Raw genomic sequence first — 17,225 nt, forward strand, 5'->3', positions numbered from 1 at the left:
TCGCACACAGCGCATCAGGAGGTCCGAAGTGAGCGAACCGCGGTCCGCCCCGACCGTCGGTCAGGTCGTCCTCGGCAAGCGTCTGCAGGAGCTGCGGGAGCGCGTAGGCATGAGCCGCGACCAGGCCGCGAAGGTGCTCCATGTCGCCCCCGGGACGATACGCAGGATGGAGACCGCCGAGGTCGGTCTCAAGATCCCCTACGTCCAGCTCCTCCTGAAGGCCTACGGGATCGGCGACGAGGAGGCCGACGCCTTCGTCGAGCTCACCGAGGAGGCCAACAAGCCGGGCTGGTGGCAGCGCTTCCACGACGTGCTGCCCGACTGGTTCAGCATGTACGTCAGTCTGGAGGGGGCGGCGAGCCTCCTGCGCATGTACGAGCCGCACTTCGTCCCCGGCCTGCTGCAGACCGAGGACTACGCGCGTTCCGTGCTGCGCACCGGGGCCGTCGGACAGACCAGGCCGGAGGACATCGAGCGCCACGTGGCCCTCCGGATGGCACGGCAGTCGCTCCTGACCAGGGCGGACGCGCCGAAGCTCTGGGTGGTGATGGACGAGACGGTCCTGCGCCGCCCCGTCGGCGGGCCCGGCGTCATGAGGGCCCAGGTGGACCGCCTTCTGGAGGCGACCGCCCTGCCGCACGTGACCGTGCAGATCGCGGAGTTCTCGACCGGCCACCACCCCGGTACGTACGGCCCGTTCGTGCTCTTCCGCTTCGCCGTCCCGGAACTGCCCGACATGGTCTACAGCGAGTACCTGACCGGCGCCGTCTACTTCGACGCGCGCCCCGAGGTGGCCTCCTACCTCGAGGTCATGGACCGCATGGCGGCTCAGGCCGCAACTGCACAACGCACGAAGGAAATCCTCCGGGACTTCCGCAAGGAGCTGTGATGAACCACATATACAACGGCATGCCGGCCGGTGACCTCGGCACCGAGGGCTGGTACAAGCCGTGGAGCGGTGGTAACGGAGGGAACTGCATCGAGGCCATGAAGCTGGCCGACGGCAGGGTGGCGGTCCGCCAGTCCGCGGATCCCGACGGCCCCGCCCTCATCTACTCCCACGGTGAGATCGCCGCCTTCATCCAGGGAGCCAAGGCGGGACAGGCCGACTTCCTCCTCACCTGACGTCTCATCACCTCGTGGTCCCTCACACGTCAGCCCGACCGCCGAACCGGCCGGCCACCGAGGTGACCGGCCACCGAGGTGACCGGCCACCGAGGTGACCGGCCGGGCACATTCCGTCACGCCGGCAGGCGGCTGCCCTCGGTGAGGTGAGCGACGGCACGGGGGCGCCGGCCTCCGCTCCGCCCGGGGTCACAATGGACGCATGTCACGACGTACCTCACGCCCGCGCCGACCCGCCACCACCGCGGCGGCCTCGCCGCGGATCACCCCGGCCTCGCCGTGCCCCTGCGGTCTTCCGGCGCCCTACGCGGAGTGCTGCGGCCGGCTGCACGCCCTCGCCGCGGCGGCCCCGACGTGTGAGGCGCTGATGCGTTCGCGGTACTCCGCCTTCGTGGTGCGGGACGCTGCCTACCTGCTGCGCACCTGGCACCCGGAGACCCGGCCCCCGTCCGTCGACTTCGACCCCGCGATGCGCTGGGAGCGCCTGGAGATCCTGGAGACGACGGAGGGCAGCGCCTTCCACACCGCCGGAACGGTCACCTTCCGCGCGCACTACACCGACGACGGCCGCCCCGACTCGCTGCACGAGAAGAGCCGCTTCGTCCGCCACGAGGGTGCCTGGGTGTACGCGGCAGCGGTCTTCGTCGACTGAAAACCGGTGTCGGCCGCCGTCCCCGTCCCCGTACGCTTCCCGCATGAGCGAGGACACCGCGGCGCCGGACACCGCACGAGCACGTTGCTGGCGCGGCCGCGGCATCGCCTTCACCCCGATGGAGACCGACGACGCCGAGCTGATCCAGCACTGGCGCTCCGACCCCGTCGCCGCGCACGAGACCGGTGTCTGGCCCAGCTCGCTGTACCAGGTGCGTGAGCGCATCGAGCGCTACCTCGACGACGACTCCCGTGACGACTTCCTGATCCTCCTCCCGGACGGCACCCCGATCGGCGTCGTCGCCCTCTTCGACCAGCACCTGTCGGAGGGGACGGCGGAGGCCTACCTGATGCTGGCTCCCGGGTACCGCGGCCGGGGCCACGGCCCGGCGGCCCTCGAGGCCCTGACCGACCTGGCCTTCGGGGAACTGCCGATCCACCGTGTCGAGGCCGTCACGCACACCGACAACAGGGCGGCCCTCTCCGTCCTCACCGGTGCGGGTTTCGTCCAGGAGGGGGTGAGCCGCTCGTCCTGCCATCACCGCGGGCGCCGTTTCGACAACGCGGTCCTCTCCCTGCTCCGTCAGGAGTGGGAGACGCTGGCCCGTCCCCGGTCCTGGGAGCTGTGACGGAACCGGAACGGGAGCTCGGGCGGGGCCCGGGCAGGCCTCGGGCGGACGCCGCCTCCGGGCCCGCAGCGGCCGGCTGGTCCGCCAGGTCCACGGCGAGGAGCCGCGCCGTTCACGCGGCTGCCGGCCGCCGGGCCGGGCACCGTCCTCGGCAGGCCGTTCGCCGGGTCGGCGTTCACGCGGAGGTCCGTCGCCGTTTCGGCCCGTCCCGGGGACGGGACCGCTGTTCCGGCGCCCGCGGTGAACCGGGCGGTACCGACGCGGCCGATGACCGGCCGGCCCACCGCCCGCGCCGAGGTTCGCGCGGGCCGCGGCGATGACGACGACCGCGTTCGGCACCTCGGGGTGGAGGCGTCCGGACGGATCAGGCCAGCATCTCCCGTACGGACCTCGTCATCCGGGCCACGAACGCCTCGCGGACCCCTTCCGGGACCCGGTCGAGCGACAGGTACGGATTGAGGTCCTCCAACTCGACGAGCAGCAGTTCGCCGTCCGGTGTCCGGCAGGCGTCCACCCGCTGGACGCCCCGCGTGAGGGTGTTCCACTCCACGAACCGGCGCGCGAACTCCAGGTCGGCCGAGGTCGGGTCGTACGGCTCCAGGACCCACCGCCGCTCCGGATGCGGCGCGTACAGGGCGAACTGGAAGTCCCGGTCGACGAAGCAGAAGGACACCTCGTAGCGGAAGTCGATCCTCGGCTGGGCGAGCAGGGTGCCGTCGGCGTCCGCGGGCAGGGAGGCCTCGGAGGTGAACCGCAGTCCCACCGAGTCGGCGCCGAGCTTCGGCTTGACCACGTACCCGGCGGCCCGGGGGAGCAGGCCGAGGTCCGCGGCACGGTCCACGGTGGGGATCACCGGGAAGCCCGCGCGGCTCAGATCGACGAGGTACTGCTTGCCGGCCATGTCCCCGGAGCCGTCCAGGGTGTTGTACACCGGGGCGTCCAGCTCCCCGGCCCTCGCGCGGAACGCGTCGTACGCCTCCTGGTGGTGCAGGACCGGACCGCTGTTGCGTACGACCGTCGCGTCGAACCGGTCGAGCAGCGCCGCCGCGTCCCGGGGGTGGCAGAGCGCGAGGTCGAACTCCTCGCGCAGCCGCGACGTCAGGAAGATGTCCTCGTCACCGTACCGGCGGCCGCGTGCCTCGTAGGCGAGGTCGGTGACGAACAGGACGGAGGGGCGCGGGGCGTTCACGGGCTACTCCCAGAAGACGCGGATCGGGACGGTGGGCCGGCGGTCCCGGGGGCGGTGCCCGGTCACGGGTGGTGGGGGTGGCCGGTCCGTGCGGGGCCCGGCCCGGGGCGGGCGGCGGGCCGGTGGGGAGCGCACACCGGCAGTCACGCCGCCTCGTACCCATCCGTCTGCACCGCCGCTGCCCACTCCACCGGGAGCCGTTCGTACCCCCGGCGTGCCTCCGCGGGCCCCAGGCCGCCGTGCACAGGGCGCCGCGTTCAGCCCGGGCGGCGGGCGGACGGACGCCGACGCGGCGGGTGGTACGGGCATGGGGTAGATCCTACGTGCGCGGGCCGAATGCACGCTCGACCGCGTGGGGGAAGGGCGCCGGGGGAACGCCCTTGCCGCGCGCGGGTGGGCGGGTGCTCCGCGCCGCGGCGCCGTCCGCACGGCACACGGACCTGCCGCCCGGGATCCGGGTACGCAGGTCGCCGCGAAAGATCCCGGCGAGCCGCTTCGCCGGCAGGCACCCGATGATCCGCGCGAACTCCTCGAGGGAGATCGCGGCGAGGCCGGGCCCGGACAGTTCGTCGGTGGGGTTGCCTGTGGTGCCGTCGGGCGCGGGCGGGCTCATTACTCCAAAGTAAGCTTACTTTCGGGAAAAATAAGGGGGCTGTGCTCTCCGTGCACGCCTCACCAGGCGCCGCCCGGGCGCACCGCCAGCCGGGGGTGATGTGCGGACAGGATCTTGTTGGCCCGTGCCAGTTCGGACAGGGCCTGCTCGCGGTCGGCCTGGTCCTCCACGCAGAGCCGCGGGCCGCGGAACCTGCGGACCTCACGGGCCGCGCAGTCGGCGTCGAACTCCGCCTGCAGGATGTGCGGCGGGATGCAGGACCCGATCAGTGCGGCGACCCGGTCCGGGATCGGCACGGGGACGAGGAGGTGCGAGGCGGTCATGGGGTATCCCTCTCGGATGGTCGGCCAGGAGGTGGTGCTCCGCGACGGCCGGTGGGCCACCGCTCCTCCATGTCTACGGGACGCAGTTCCGGGTTTCTCGGCGGGTACGTCTCCGTGTCGCAACCGTTTGGGACTGACCGTCTATTTCGCGTTACTCGCAGGTAAGTTGATTACGGGCGACGAGTGTGATGCCACATCAGTTCACCGGATGGGTGGTGCGGGAGCGGAGCCGCAGTGCCCGCAGCACCGCTTCGGTGGCGAACCTGTCCTCCGGGTCGGTCAGTTGGTCGCCGAAGATGGATTCCAGACCGCGCATGCGGTACCGGACCGTCTGGGGATGGACGTCCAGCAGTTCGCCCATCCGGGCGGCCGTGCCCCGGGTGTCGAGCCAGATGCGCAGGGTCTCGAGCAGCCTCTCGCGGCGGCTCGCGCTGATGCCGGACACCGGGGCGAGCTCCCGCTCGGCGAGCTGGTCGAGCAGGGCCGGATCGCTGAGGAGCCATAAGGTGGTGAGATGGTCCTCGCAGCGTACGAGGGGCAGGTCGTCGATGACGCCGGAGTCGATGAGCTCCACCACGCGGCGGGCCCAGCGGACCGAGTCGGAGGCGTCGGCGGCCGGCACGGTCAGCCCGATCACGGCCCGGGTGCCGGTCAGGGCCCGGTCCAGCGCCTCGCGCCGCGCCTCGTCCACGGGGCCCGGGATCAGCAGGTGCGGCTGCGGGTCGCCGAGGTCGACCAGTGCGTCGGGCGGCAGTTCGGCGGGATCCACGCCGATCGGAGTGCGCACGGCGATCAGCGTGACGGTCTCCGGCATGGCCCAGCCGGTCTGCTCGCACAGCTCCGCTATGGCGGTACGGGGCACCGGCCGGCCCGCGAGGATCAGGTGGAGGAGCCGGCGGCGTAAGGATTCGCTCTGCTGGTCGGACCGGGCCTGGACCTCGAGATAGCCCTCGCGGGACAGGGACTCGAGTTCGTCGACGTACGCGAAGAGGGCGTCGGCGAAGCTGAGCATCAGGGTCGGGGAGAAGTGGTGGCTGCGGCCCACCTTCTTCGCGCGCCGCAGCGCGATCCGCGCGCCCAGCCGGTAGGCGCCCTGGAGGGCGTCCATGGTGCGCCCCTCGTACGCCTCGAACCGGCCGAATCTTCGGCACATGTCGTCGCGCAGCACCGTGGGGGTGGACGGCTCGGCCACCAGGTCGACGAACGAGGAGAGGCTCTGTTCGACGCCGAGCCGAATGGAGTGGCCGTTGGGGCCGTTCAGCAGACGCGCGTACTCGGGATAGGCGCGCGTCACCTCCATGCCTATCTCTTTGATCAGGCTCGGCAGTTCCGGCCGCATGATGGCGGCGAATTCCTGGGGGAGGGGCCCCAGCGGGTCGCCGGTGTCCAGTGGCTCCACGAGTCTCGGCATGACCGTCCCCTCTTGCTCTCCGTTGCCCGGTGTGGATGAGGCAGTCGGGAGGAAAGCGCTCCCACGGACCGGCAGGTGTATACCAACATCGGCGCCGAAGATAGACCAAGTCGGGCGTGCTTCACACCGGTCGGACAGGACCGGGACGCGCGGGGCACACATCGCGGCCCCGTTGTGCGGCTCCCGTGCAGGTCGGGCGCGAATGCTCACTTCCGGACAATCTTTTCGGCCGCCCGTACGGCCCGGGGCCTGGTGGTAACCGTCGGTAACGGTTCTTGTGTGCCTGCCGGGCCGGGCCTGCCGGGCGGCGGTGTGCGCACATGTGCTCGCCGAGGCCGCGGGACCGCCGCCCCCGAATCCCCGTTCCTGCGCACCACGTGACAAGGCGATCCGCGCCGCTGCTCATATCCGGATCAAAAAATCCGGACCGGAAAGATCTTCGGGCGACGGGATTGTGTCGCTGTGTTTCCCGCGAGTAACATCACGGCTCATCGAATTCGGACAGGAAATGCGTCCGCATTTCGTGCCGGGAGATTCCGGGTTCGGTACCACTCGTCATTCACCGCACACATCGAGCCGTCGGCGCATGCCATCTCTCGCGCCGGGACGTGACGATGAGCTGTTAATTCCGTGCCGAGGCACCGCCTTTCCGGGTGGCAGTCAAGAGGGGACGACATGAGATCCGTTTCGAACAGGACACGTGCGGGGACGCTGGCGGCGATCGCGGCGTTCGGCGCGCTGTTCTCGACCGGTACGGCGACGGCGGCCACCCAGCTGAACGGCCACTGGGCGCCGCTGGACCGCTGCCCGGTCGACGCTCCGGCCATGCTGGCGGCGGACGGCGTCGACACCGTCGCGACGTGCGTCTCCTCGACCTCCGCCAGTGGCTCCATCACGCTGGGGAACACGGTCGTGAAGACCGGCCACACCGATCTCCAGCTCGGCGTGCTCCAGCGGGGCGACGGCACGACGAGCCTGGTCGCCCCCGCGGAGGGCGCCCTGGTCGCCGACTCCGCCGAGGTCCCCGGCGGTCTGCTCGGCCTGATGTGCCCGAGCGGGCTGCCCGTCGTCTCGGCCGTCTGCCGGCAGATCACCAGCGCCGAGCTCAACCGGATCACGGCGACGATCGAGCCGGCCGGGGCTCCCCGCGACTTCGACATGGCGGCCGCCTTCACCACCGACGTACCGATCCTCACCCTCCCCGTCCGCATCCACCTGAAGAACCCGCTCCTCGGTGACACGTGTTACATCGGCTCCACGTCCAAGCCGGTGCTGCTCAGGCCGAAGAACGTGACGGCGCCCGAACTCTCGCTCCAGCGGTTCGCGGGCAACGGGGACCCGGACGACGAGAACGGGGTGATGGGCCGGTACACCTTCGAACGGGCCGACCAGGCCGACACCGCCTTCGCCGTCCCGGGTGCGAGCGGCTGCGGAGCGGGCCTCCTGGACTGGGCGGTCAACCTCAAGACGGGGCTGCCGTCCGCGGCGGGCAAGAACTCCGTCACTCTCGACGACACCTCGACGTACTTCGCGAGCCCGTACGCGCCCTCCGAGCACGCACCCGACGAGGGCAGGGCGCTGTCCGGCTTCTGGCACTCCGCAGCACGGTGACGACCGGCCCGAGGGCCGGCCTGGACTCCGCGCCCGGCGATCACCTGCCCCCGCCCGGGGGCACCGGCGATGTCGCTGCCGCGGTACGGCTTTTCACCTGACCGATTCGGCCTGTGCCTCGGTGCGGTGAATTGACGGCAAAGAAACACCCGGATTTCCCGAGGACCGGCGCGACCCTCGCACCGCAGGACGAAGCCTCCTCCCCGAGGGGCGGACGGCTTCCTCCGCCAATCCGTACCGGCCCGGCGGCCACGCATGAATTCCGACCGGTCGGTCGCATCCCCGACGGAAGAGGAGAAACACATGTCCAGGAAAACCCGCATGCTCACGGCGTTCGGCGCCGCAGCCGCCGCGGTCGCCATGGCCGCACCCACCGCGACGGCCGGCCCCACCGCCGCGTGGACCATCACCCCGACCGGCACCTTCACCGGCACGGCCGGTGTGACGACGCTGACGGACAACATCGGCAACGCGATCAAGTGCACGACCGCCTCCGCCACCGGCAACGCCCCCACGTCGCCCACGGCGGGACCGCAACTCGCATCGATCACCGCTGCGGCGTTCAGCGGTCCGTGCACCGGTCCGTTCAGCAGCACCTGGACGATCACCACCACGGTGCCCTGGAAGCTCAACGGCACCTCGTACGCGACCGGCGGAACCAACGGCACGGGTGTAACCACAGGCAACATCAGCACCATCGGTGCCACGGTCACCGGCTCCAGCGTGCTGGGCGCCTGCACCTTCAAGGTGACCGGATCGGTGGACGCCAAGTACAACAACCCGTCCACCGGTGGGGCCAACGGCACGCTCGACGTCGCCCCCGCCGCGACCAGCCCGCTGCTGCTCACCATCGGCAGCAAGGTCGGCCCCGGATGCGGAATCGTCGGGGCGACGGCGACCTTCAAGGGCGTCTACACGATCAAGCACTCCACGGGCGTCTCCCCGGTCATCAAGTACAGCTGATCCCGGCGGGTCCTCCCGACCCCGGCGGACGGCCCGGCCGCTACGCGGCAGCCGGGCCGTCCGCCCCTGCCTCGCTCGTCAACCGACAGCCTCCGCAGGCGAGTTGTCGCCGACTGCCGACATCACGGATCCAGGAGGACGGCTGAGGGACCGCGTGCGCCCCTCGCTTCCCAAGAGGTGGGGCCGCGCGTACCGTACCGCCGGGCAGGCGCCGGCGCATCCCGGTACGCGGCCCTCCCCGATCCTGCCTGAGCGCCGCCTCCCGAAGGGAAGGAACACATGGCAGCCCGAGCACGCCGGACGACGCGTCGCACCTCGAGGTTCGCCGCGGGCAGCCTGCTGATCGCCGCCGCGACCTTTCTGCCCGGTGCCCCGTCGGCCGCGGAGGTACCGGAGCTCGACGTGCCGGTCGACTACACCTGCCGGTTCCCCTCCGGCTCCTACGCGCTGACGGCCGTGCTCAGGGGAAGCATCCCGGCCGACGGCCTCGCGGGCCGGCCGGTGGAGCCGCAGGACATCTCCCTCGCGCTGGACCTGCCGGCACCGGCCGTGGCGGAGCTGGCCGCACTCGGCGCCGGCTCCGTCTCCGGCCGGGCGGACCTCACGGTGGTGCACGCCATGGGCGAGGAGACTGCCACGGCACGCTGGTCGGAACTCTCCGCGCCCGCGCGGGACGTCACCGGTCAGGAGGGGCTCACCCTCGAGGCGGCGGGCCCCGTCCCCGCGGCCACGTTCGGTTCCGCGGGGACGGCGACCCTGTCGGCCTCGGACCTGTCGCTCTCGCTGACTCCTCTCCGGGCGGACGGCTCCCCGACCGAGCCCGCCGTGGTCGAGGTCGAGTGCGTGCCGGCGGACGGTGCGGACGGCAGGCTGGCCACGGTCGTCATCGGTGAGGCGCCGGGGGACGGGCCGGTACCGGACCCCGACCCGGTCCCGGCACCGGAACCGAAGCCGGAGAAGCCCGTCGACCCCGGTTCCCCCACGGAGCCCGGCACCGGGGCACCGGAGATCGAGGGGAAGCTGCCCGCCGGTGCGAGGGAGAGGCTGGAGGCGGCCCGGAGGAAGGCGCAGACCCTCGCGGACGGCCCCGAGCCGTGCCCGTTCCCCCCGATACCGCTCCCCACCCCCGCGGAGACCTACGTGGCGGGCTACACCAACGTCAGGAAGATGGACGAGGCGGCCCTGCTGGGCCCGGCGCGCCTCGACGTCACCCTGATGAAGGAGTACATCCCCGACCCGTGCACGAGCACGTTCAAGGTCCTGAGCGAGGCGGACTTCATGTACGAGGGACGTCGTCAGCTCCCCCCGGCACAGGGCACGTTCCTCACCTACGGCTTCATGCCGACCACCGCGACGATGGAACTGATCCAGGTCGGGGGGCCGGCGAGGATCGAGTCGGTCAGCGTGACGAGTGACCCCACGATGCCCGAGTACACGACGGTCACCGCCGAGTTCGATCTCCGGATCAGCGACGTCGAGGTCAACGGGGTACCTCTCGACGTCGGGCCGAACTGCCGCACGGCCGAGCGGATCAAGCAGACCCTCCACGCCTTCGGGACCGGCAATCCACCCTCGGGGTATACCGTCAACCGCGGCGGGGCCATGGACGGGGAGACCTTCATACCGGCGTTCACGGGGTGCGGTGTCGACGAAGACGTGTCCGCCCTGCTCACCTCGTCCATCTCCGGCGGTGGGAACTACATCAAGATGACCCAGGCGCCGCTCTGCGTCCTCAACGACACGAGCAGTGTGGACTGCCCGGCGAAGAAGCCCACGCCCGAGCGCTGACCCGGCCGGACCGGCCGGCGGCCCCCGTTCCGCACGGGACGCGGCACCGCCGGCCGGACCCGGCCCTCTCCCGCGCCCGTGTCGCCCTGGGGTCCGGCGCGCGCGTTCCCGACCCCGGTTCCCGTGTCCGCGGTGCCGCGACGGCCCGTTCGCGTACTTCCGATCCGGCCTTCCCGGTTCCCGTGTCCGCGGTGCCGCGACGGCCCGTTCGCGTACTTCGTTCCGGCCTTCCCGCTTTCCGTCCCCGGGGCCTGACGCTCCCCGTCCCATGCCCCGCACCCGGTGGCCCCGTCCCTCCTGTCCGGATCCGAAACCCGTGATACTCACCGGGCCCCTCCTCGCCCGGTGACAAAACACGCGTCCCCGCCCGTGGGTGACCCGCCGGCGATTACTCACCTGCGGACAATCGCCGGGCCGTGCGTACTCACCGGCGCACACATATCCGCACCGGTGCGCATGTACTCGCGGAATTATGTGTGAGCGGTATTGCGCAGCCAGGTTACTCGCCCGTAGCGTCCCCGTTGAGCAGATCGGAAACGCGTCCTCATCCGCTTCTCCGGCGCATGTGACGCCCTGGTCCAGTCCGCTCGGACCGGGATTTCGCCAGGAGTTACTCCGGAATCCGGCCTTCCGTCGGAGGCCGGTTCCTCCCACCGCCGGGACCTCGTGGCTCCGCCCGTCCGAGCCGTGGGCCCCGGCACGCACCGGAGTGCTTGCGCAGTGTGCGACAAACCAGGGGCCCCTGGTTTGTCATCCGGTGACAAGTGGTCCGCCGACCGAGTCAAGACCGAGGATTTCCGCTGTTCAACGGCTTGTCCTGGCGTTTCGGCGGACATAGCGTGCGCCTCCCGGTGCACGTGTGACGCGTCGCCTTCGGAGTCACCGGAGCCGGAGTACCGACGGACGAGGTCGTTCACCACCCTTGCGAAGGAGGGCCGATGGGAATCGAAGTAGTCGTCGAAGGCCTCACGAAGTCCTTCGGTAAGCAGAACATATGGCAGGACGTGAGCCTTACCCTGCCGGCCGGTGAGGTGAGCGTCATGCTCGGTCCCTCCGGCACCGGGAAGACAGTGTTCCTGAAATCCATCATCGGACTGCTGAAACCGGAAAGAGGCCGCGTCCTCATCAACGGCGTCGACATGGTCAACAGTCCCGAGCGGGAGATCATGGAGACCCGGAAGCTCTTCGGCCTGATGTTCCAGGACGGCGCCCTCTTCGGTTCGATGTCCCTTTTCGACAACATCGCCTTTCCCCTGCGTGAACACACCCGCAAGAAGGAATCCGAGATCCGGCGCATCGTCATGGAGCGCATCGACATCGTCGGCCTGCTCGGAGCCGAGGAGAAGCTTCCCGGAGAGATATCCGGCGGCATGCGCAAGCGCGCCGGTCTCGCCCGTGCCCTCGTCCTGGACCCCCAGATCATCCTCTGCGACGAGCCGGACTCCGGACTCGACCCGGTCCGCACCGCCTACCTCTCGCAGTTGCTCATCGACCTCAACGCGCAGATCGACGCGACGATGCTCATCGTCACCCACAACCTCGACATCGCGGCCACCGTCCCCGACAACATGGGCATGCTGTTCTGCCGCAACCTCGTCACCTTCGGGCCCCGCGAGGTACTGCTCACCAGCGACACCCCCGTGGTCTCCCAGTTCCTGGCGGGGCGCCGCGAAGGCCCCATCGGCATGTCCGAGGAGAAGGACGCGGCCACCCTGGCCGCCGAGCGGACGACGGCCGGCGGACCGTACGCCGGCTCCGGGCCCTGCACCGTCGTTCCGCAACTGGAGCCCTCACCGGGCCTGCCCGTCCGGCAGGGCGCGCTGCGCCGCCGGGAGCGGGTCCTCGCCATGATGGGCACGCTGCCGGAGGCCGCCCGTACGGCCATCCTGGACAGCTACACGCCGACCCTGGGCGGTGGGCGCCCGTGACGGCCCCCCTGCCGGTGCGGCCGCCCGAACCGCCCGCCCCCCGGACCCCGCCCGCACCGCCCGGACCCGGGCGGCGAGCACCCTCCGGACTCCTCGCCCCGCTGCGCCGGACCGGCCAGCTGTTCGCACTCGCCCTGGCCGTCGCCCGCGCGGTCTTCCGGCGGCCCTTCCAGGTACGGGAGTTCATCGAGCAGTTCTGGTTCGTCGCCAGTGTCACCATCCTGCCCGCCGCCCTCGTCTCCATCCCCTTCGGCGCGGTCATCGCCCTCCAGGTCGGCTCCCTGACCGAACAGCTCGGCGCCCAGTCCTTCACCGGCGGTGCCAGCGTCCTCGCCGTCATCCAGCAGGCCAGCCCGCTCATCGTGGCGCTCCTGATCGCCGGGGCGGCCGGCTCGGCCATCTGCGCCGACCTCGGCTCGCGCACGATCCGCGAGGAGCTCGACGCGATGGAGGTCATGGGCGTCTCGCCCGTCCAGCGGCTGGTCGTCCCGCGCGTGCTCGCCACCATGTCCGTCGCCGTCCTGCTCAACGGCCTGGTCTCCGTCGTCGGCACCCTCGGCGGCTACTTCTTCAACGTGATCATGCAGGGCGGCACCCCCGGCGCGTACCTCGCCAGCTTCTCCGCCCTGGCCCAGCTGCCCGACCTGTACATCGGCGAACTCAAGGCGCTCGTCTTCGGTTTCATCGCCGGGATCGTCGCCGCCTACCGCGGACTGAACCCGCGCGGCGGCCCGAAGGGCGTCGGCGACGCCGTCAACCAGTCCGTCGTCATCACCTTCATGCTGCTGTTCGCCGTCAACATGGTCCTCACGACGATCTACCTGCAGATCGTCCCCCCGAAGGGGGGCTGAGCGATGTCGATGCTCGGCTGGCTGGACCGCTCCGGTGAACAGCTCACCTTCTACGTTCGCGCCCTCGTCTGGATCCCCAGGACCCTGCGCCGCTACCTCAAGGAGGTGCAACGGCTGCTCGCCGAAGTCGCCTTCGGCAGCGGCGGCCTCGGGGTCGTCGGCGGCACCGTCGGCGTGATGATCGCGATGACCCTCGCCACCGGCTCGGTCGTAGGCCTCCAGGGTTACGCCGCCCTCGACCAGATCGGCACCTCCGCCTTCACCGGATTCATCTCCGCCTACTTCAACACCCGCGAGATCGCCCCGCTCGTCGCCGGACTCGCCCTCTCCGCGACCGTCGGCGCCGGCTTCACCGCCCAGCTCGGTGCCATGCGGATCAACGAGGAGGTCGACGCCCTCGAAGCGATGGGGGTGCGGTCGATGCCCTACCTGGTCACCACCCGCATCATCGCCGGGGTCGTCGCGATCGTCCCGCTGTACGCGATCGGCCTGCTCTCCTCCTACCTCGCCTCCCGGTACATCACCGTCCTGTTCAACGGGCAGTCCGCGGGCACCTACGACCACTACTTCGATCTCTTCCTCTCCCCGGACGACGTCCTCCTGTCGGTCCTCAAGGTGCTGATCTTCAGCGTGCTGGTGATCCTCGCCCACTGCTACTACGGCTTCCACGCCACCGGTGGTCCCGCCGGAGTGGGAGTGGCCGTGGGCCGGTCGGTGCGCAACGCCATCGTGCTCATCAGCGTCACCGACTTCTTCCTCTCGCTCGCCATCTGGGGTGCGACGACCACGGTGAAGGTGGCGGGCTGATGCACACCTCCAGGGCGCAGACCGTGCGCCGCAGACTCGCCGGCACGGCCTTCGTGCTCGTGCCCGCCCTCCTGGCATGGTTGTCGGTCTCCGTGTACGAGAAGGACTTCGCCGACGAGGCCACCGTGACCGTGCGCACCGGAAGCGTCGGCAACGAGATGCACGACAACGCCGACGTGAAGCTGCGCGGCGTCGTGATCGGGCGGGTCCGCGCCATCAGGTCCGACGGTGCGGGTGCCCGCCTCACCCTCGCCATCGACCCGGACCGGCTCGGGCAGATCCCGGCCGACGTCACGGCGCAGATGCTGCCCACCACCCTGTTCGGTGAGCGCTTCGTCGCCCTCGTGCCCCCGGCCGTGCCGTCCGCACGGACGCTGCGGGCGGGGGCGGTGATCCCGCAGGACCGCTCCAGCAACGCGATCGAGCTGGAGGAGGTCCTCGACAACGTCCTGCCGATGCTCACCGCCGTCAAGCCGGAGAAGCTCGCCGCCACCCTGGGAGCCGTCTCCCAGGCACTCCAGGGCCGCGGCGCCGAGCTCGGCGACACCCTGGTCGCCCTCGACGCCCACCTCGAGGAGTTCAACCCCCAGCTTCCGACCCTCAACGCGGACATCAAGCACCTCGTCGAGGTGAGCCATCTCTACGCCGACGCGGCCCCCGACGTCCTGGCCGCGCTGACCGACTTCACCACCACCAGCGGCACGATCGCCGAGCAGCAGGCGGAACTCGCGGACCTGTACGGCTCGACCACCGCGTCGGCCCAGGACGTCACCTCCTTCCTGCGGAAGAACAAGGACAACCTCATCCGGCTCTCCGCCTCGGGCCGGCCGACGCTGGAGCTCCTCGCCGAGTACTCCGAGGCCTTCCCCTGCACCCTGCGCACCATGGCCGGGTTCGTCCCCGCCATGGACAAGGCGCTCGGCAAGGGCACCGGCGAACCCGGACTCCACGTCACCGTCAAGGCCGTGGAATCCAAGGGCCGGTACGTCCCCGGGAGGGACACCCCGGTGTACGGCGCGACCGGTGGCCCGCACTGCTACTCGGTGCCGTACGTCGGCAGGGCGGCACCCACCGCCGACACCCGTGCCGCCGGCGCCCCGGCGGCCGCCCCCACGCCGGAGCACGAGGCGGCGGCCACCGGCGACGGACTGGGCATGCCCAACTCCCCGCAGGAGAGCCGGCTCGTCAACGAACTCGTCGCCCCCTCACTGAACGTACGGCCGCAGACGCTGCCCGGCTGGAGCAGCGTGCTCATCGGTCCGGCCTTCCGCGGTACGGAGGTGAAGCTCGGATGAAGCGCCGCTCCCTCGCGGGACCGCTCGTGAAGTCCCTCGTCTTCGTCGTGGTGACGGCCCTCGCCACCACCGTCCTGGCCCTGTCCATCGCCAACACGGGGGTCGGTGACACCGACTCGTACAAGGCCCGGTTCACCGACGTCACCGGCCTCGTCGTCGGTGACAGCGTCCGGATCGCCGGCGTCGAGGTCGGGCAGGTCGAGTCCGTCGAGGTCGCCGGCAGACGGGAGGCCGAGGTCGGCTTCGCCGTACGCAAGGGCCGGAGACTGCCCGCCTCGGTGACCGCGTCGATCAAGTACCTCAACATGGTCGGCCAGCGCTACGTCGACCTCGGCCGTGGCGCCGGGCCGGTCGGCGAGAGCTTCCGGCCGGGAGAGACCATCCCACTCTCCCGGACGACGCCCGCGCTCGATCTCACCCAGCTCTTCAACGGCTTCCAGCCGCTCTTCGAAGGGCTCTCCCCGCCGGACGTCAACCAGCTCGCCGGCTCCCTCGTGCGCGTCCTCCAGGGCGAGGGCGGCACCGTCGACAGCATCCTCTCCCACGTCGGATCGCTGACCGGAACGGTCGCGGCCAAGGACAAGGTGATCGGCGAGGTGATCAAGAACCTCAACACGGTACTGAAGACCGTCAACGACCGCGAGGCGGGCTTCGACGACCTCGTGGACACCCTCCAGAAGCTCGTCACGGGCTTCGCGGGCGACCGCGAACCGCTCGGCGACGCGGTCACCGCCATGGGCGCGCTGACCACGGTCACCGCCGACCTCCTCCAGGACGGCCGGGCGCCGCTCAAGGAGGACATCGCGCAGCTCGGGCGCCTCACCGAGGGGCTCAACAGGAACGCGCCGGACATCGAGAACTTCCTGGCGAAGACCCCGGCCAAGATGGAGGCGATCACCCGCCTCACCTCCTACGGCTCGTGGCTCAACCTCTATCTCTGCGAAGCGAAGGTCAGGGGTGTGACCACCGACGACGGCAGTGCCCCGCCCACCGGCATCACGATCGGCCGACCGAGGTGCCAGGCATGAGGATCACGCCCGTACGGGAACGCAACCCCGTAGCCGTCGGCCTCGTGGGCCTCGTCCTCCTGGCCCTCGTCGGACTCGCCGCCTACCGGGCCGACGCCCTGCCCTTCGTCGGCGGCGGCACCACCTACAGCGCCGACTTCACCGAGTCCGCGGGGCTCGACACCGGCGACGAGGTGCGCATCGCCGGGGTGAAGGTCGGCGAGGTCACCGGAGTCACCCTGGACGGCGCCGCGGTGAAGGTCGACTTCAGGGTGAAGGACGCCTGGATCGGGGACGCCTCCACCGTCGGCATCGCCATCAAGACCCTCCTGGGCGACAAGTACCTCGCCGTCGACCCGCTCGGCGACGCGCCCCAGGACCCCGCGTCCCGCATCCCCGCCGCGCGCACCACCTCCCCGTACGACGTCACCCAGGCGTTCAACGGGCTCGGCGAGACCATCGAGGAGATCGACACCGCCCAGCTCGCCCGCAGCTTCCGGACCATCTCCGACACGTTCAAGGACTCGCCCCCGGACGTACGCAGCGCCGCGATCGGGCTGTCCGCCCTGTCGAGGACGGTCTCCGAGCGGGACGCGCAGCTCGCCACCCTCCTCAAGGGCAGCAAGCAGCTCACCCGGACACTCGCCACGAGGAAGAGCAGCTTCGAGACCCTGCTCGAGGACGGCAACCTGCTTCTCGGCGAGATCCAGGCCCGCCGCGACTCCATCCATCTGCTCCTCACCGGGACACGGAACCTCGGCACCCAGCTCACCGGCCTCGTCGCGGACAACGACAAGCAGCTGCGGCCCACACTCGACTCGCTCGGCCGCGTCACCACCGTGCTCGTCAAGAACCGCAAGAGCCTGGACAAGGTGCTCGCGCTGGCCGGCTCCTACAACCGGCTCGTCGGCAACACCCTCGGCAACGGCCGCTGGTTCGACAACTACGTCTGCGGAGTCGTCCCCAAGAACTACCTGCCCGCCGGTACGCCTCCGGAGAACGACTGCATGCCGCCGAAGCAGGGGGGCCGCTGA

17 protein-coding genes are annotated in these 17,225 nt (G+C 70.7%); 13 read left to right on the top strand and 4 right to left on the bottom strand.

All coding sequences use genetic code 11. The features are described from left to right. Positions 1-28 precede the first annotated feature (28 nt). The 4 genes from BA175_RS03855 to BA175_RS03870 all read left to right on the top strand — a co-directional run bounded on the left by BA175_RS03855 (position 29) and on the right by BA175_RS03870 (position 2,405). The gene (locus BA175_RS03855) at positions 29-889 is read left to right on the top strand and encodes a helix-turn-helix domain-containing protein (protein ID WP_069169770.1); all 861 of its coding nucleotides are present in this window, start codon (positions 29-31) and stop codon (positions 887-889) included. Further along, on the top strand, positions 889-1,125 hold the full coding sequence (locus BA175_RS03860; protein WP_069169771.1) for a DUF397 domain-containing protein: 237 nt from the start codon (positions 889-891) through the stop codon (positions 1,123-1,125). Before BA175_RS03855 ends, BA175_RS03860 begins: the two co-directional genes overlap by 1 nt. 202 nt (positions 1,126-1,327) lie before the next feature. Continuing rightward, complete coding sequence (locus tag BA175_RS03865) at positions 1,328-1,777, top strand: YchJ family protein (protein ID WP_069169772.1); 450 nt, start codon at positions 1,328-1,330, stop codon at positions 1,775-1,777. A 43-nt stretch (positions 1,778-1,820) separates the two neighbouring features. Beyond that, complete coding sequence (locus BA175_RS03870) at positions 1,821-2,405, top strand: GNAT family N-acetyltransferase (protein ID WP_069169773.1); 585 nt, start codon at positions 1,821-1,823, stop codon at positions 2,403-2,405. Between the two features lie 364 nt (positions 2,406-2,769). On the opposite strand, the gene BA175_RS03875 is transcribed toward BA175_RS03870, so the two are convergent. The 4 genes from BA175_RS03875 to BA175_RS03890 all read right to left on the bottom strand — a co-directional run bounded on the left by BA175_RS03875 (position 2,770) and on the right by BA175_RS03890 (position 5,941). Next, on the bottom strand, positions 2,770-3,594 hold the full coding sequence (locus BA175_RS03875) for a hypothetical protein (RefSeq protein WP_069169774.1): 825 nt from the start codon (positions 3,592-3,594) through the stop codon (positions 2,770-2,772). A 319-nt stretch (positions 3,595-3,913) separates the two neighbouring features. Beyond that, the gene (locus tag BA175_RS03880) at positions 3,914-4,207 is read right to left on the bottom strand and encodes a hypothetical protein (RefSeq protein WP_069169775.1); all 294 of its coding nucleotides are present in this window, start codon (positions 4,205-4,207) and stop codon (positions 3,914-3,916) included. A 59-nt stretch (positions 4,208-4,266) separates the two neighbouring features. Continuing rightward, positions 4,267-4,530 (bottom strand): hypothetical protein, encoded by a 264-nt coding sequence (locus BA175_RS03885; protein ID WP_069169776.1) that lies wholly within the window; start codon positions 4,528-4,530, stop codon positions 4,267-4,269. A 196-nt stretch (positions 4,531-4,726) separates the two neighbouring features. Further along, on the bottom strand, positions 4,727-5,941 hold the full coding sequence (locus tag BA175_RS03890) for a helix-turn-helix domain-containing protein (RefSeq protein ID WP_069169777.1): 1,215 nt from the start codon (positions 5,939-5,941) through the stop codon (positions 4,727-4,729). A 675-nt stretch (positions 5,942-6,616) separates the two neighbouring features. Here BA175_RS03890 and BA175_RS03895 point away from each other — a divergent pair. From BA175_RS03895 to BA175_RS03935, 9 genes are all read left to right on the top strand, one after another. After that, positions 6,617-7,552, top strand: coding sequence for a hypothetical protein (locus tag BA175_RS03895; RefSeq protein ID WP_069169778.1), 936 nt, complete (start codon positions 6,617-6,619; stop codon positions 7,550-7,552). 303 nt (positions 7,553-7,855) lie between these two features. After that, on the top strand, positions 7,856-8,515 hold the full coding sequence (locus BA175_RS03900) for a hypothetical protein (protein ID WP_069169779.1): 660 nt from the start codon (positions 7,856-7,858) through the stop codon (positions 8,513-8,515). A 279-nt stretch (positions 8,516-8,794) separates the two neighbouring features. Then, positions 8,795-10,303: a DUF6801 domain-containing protein gene (locus BA175_RS03905; RefSeq protein WP_069169780.1), complete on the top strand. Its 1,509-nt coding sequence runs from the start codon at positions 8,795-8,797 to the stop codon at positions 10,301-10,303. Positions 10,304-11,241: 938 nt separating this feature from the next. Continuing rightward, a complete protein-coding gene (locus tag BA175_RS03910; RefSeq protein WP_069169781.1) occupies positions 11,242-12,231 on the top strand; it encodes an ABC transporter ATP-binding protein in 990 nt (329 codons plus the stop codon). Next, a complete protein-coding gene (locus BA175_RS03915; protein WP_069169782.1) occupies positions 12,228-13,082 on the top strand; it encodes an MlaE family ABC transporter permease in 855 nt (284 codons plus the stop codon). The genes BA175_RS03910 and BA175_RS03915 overlap by 4 nt, the downstream gene beginning before the upstream one ends. Before the next feature lie 3 nt (positions 13,083-13,085). Next, a complete protein-coding gene (locus BA175_RS03920) occupies positions 13,086-13,889 on the top strand; it encodes an MlaE family ABC transporter permease (RefSeq protein WP_069169783.1) in 804 nt (267 codons plus the stop codon). Beyond that, a complete protein-coding gene (locus BA175_RS03925) occupies positions 13,889-15,184 on the top strand; it encodes an MCE family protein (protein ID WP_069169784.1) in 1,296 nt (431 codons plus the stop codon). Before BA175_RS03920 ends, BA175_RS03925 begins: the two co-directional genes overlap by 1 nt. Continuing rightward, positions 15,181-16,212, top strand: coding sequence for an MCE family protein (locus BA175_RS03930; protein WP_069169785.1), 1,032 nt, complete (start codon positions 15,181-15,183; stop codon positions 16,210-16,212). Before BA175_RS03925 ends, BA175_RS03930 begins: the two co-directional genes overlap by 4 nt. Continuing rightward, the gene (locus BA175_RS03935; protein WP_069169786.1) at positions 16,209-17,225 is read left to right on the top strand and encodes an MCE family protein; all 1,017 of its coding nucleotides are present in this window, start codon (positions 16,209-16,211) and stop codon (positions 17,223-17,225) included. The genes BA175_RS03930 and BA175_RS03935 overlap by 4 nt, the downstream gene beginning before the upstream one ends.

The sequence above is a fragment of the Streptomyces griseus genome (genome assembly GCF_001715295.1).
Taxonomy (GTDB): Bacteria; Actinomycetota; Actinomycetes; order Streptomycetales; family Streptomycetaceae; genus Streptomyces; species Streptomyces griseus_G.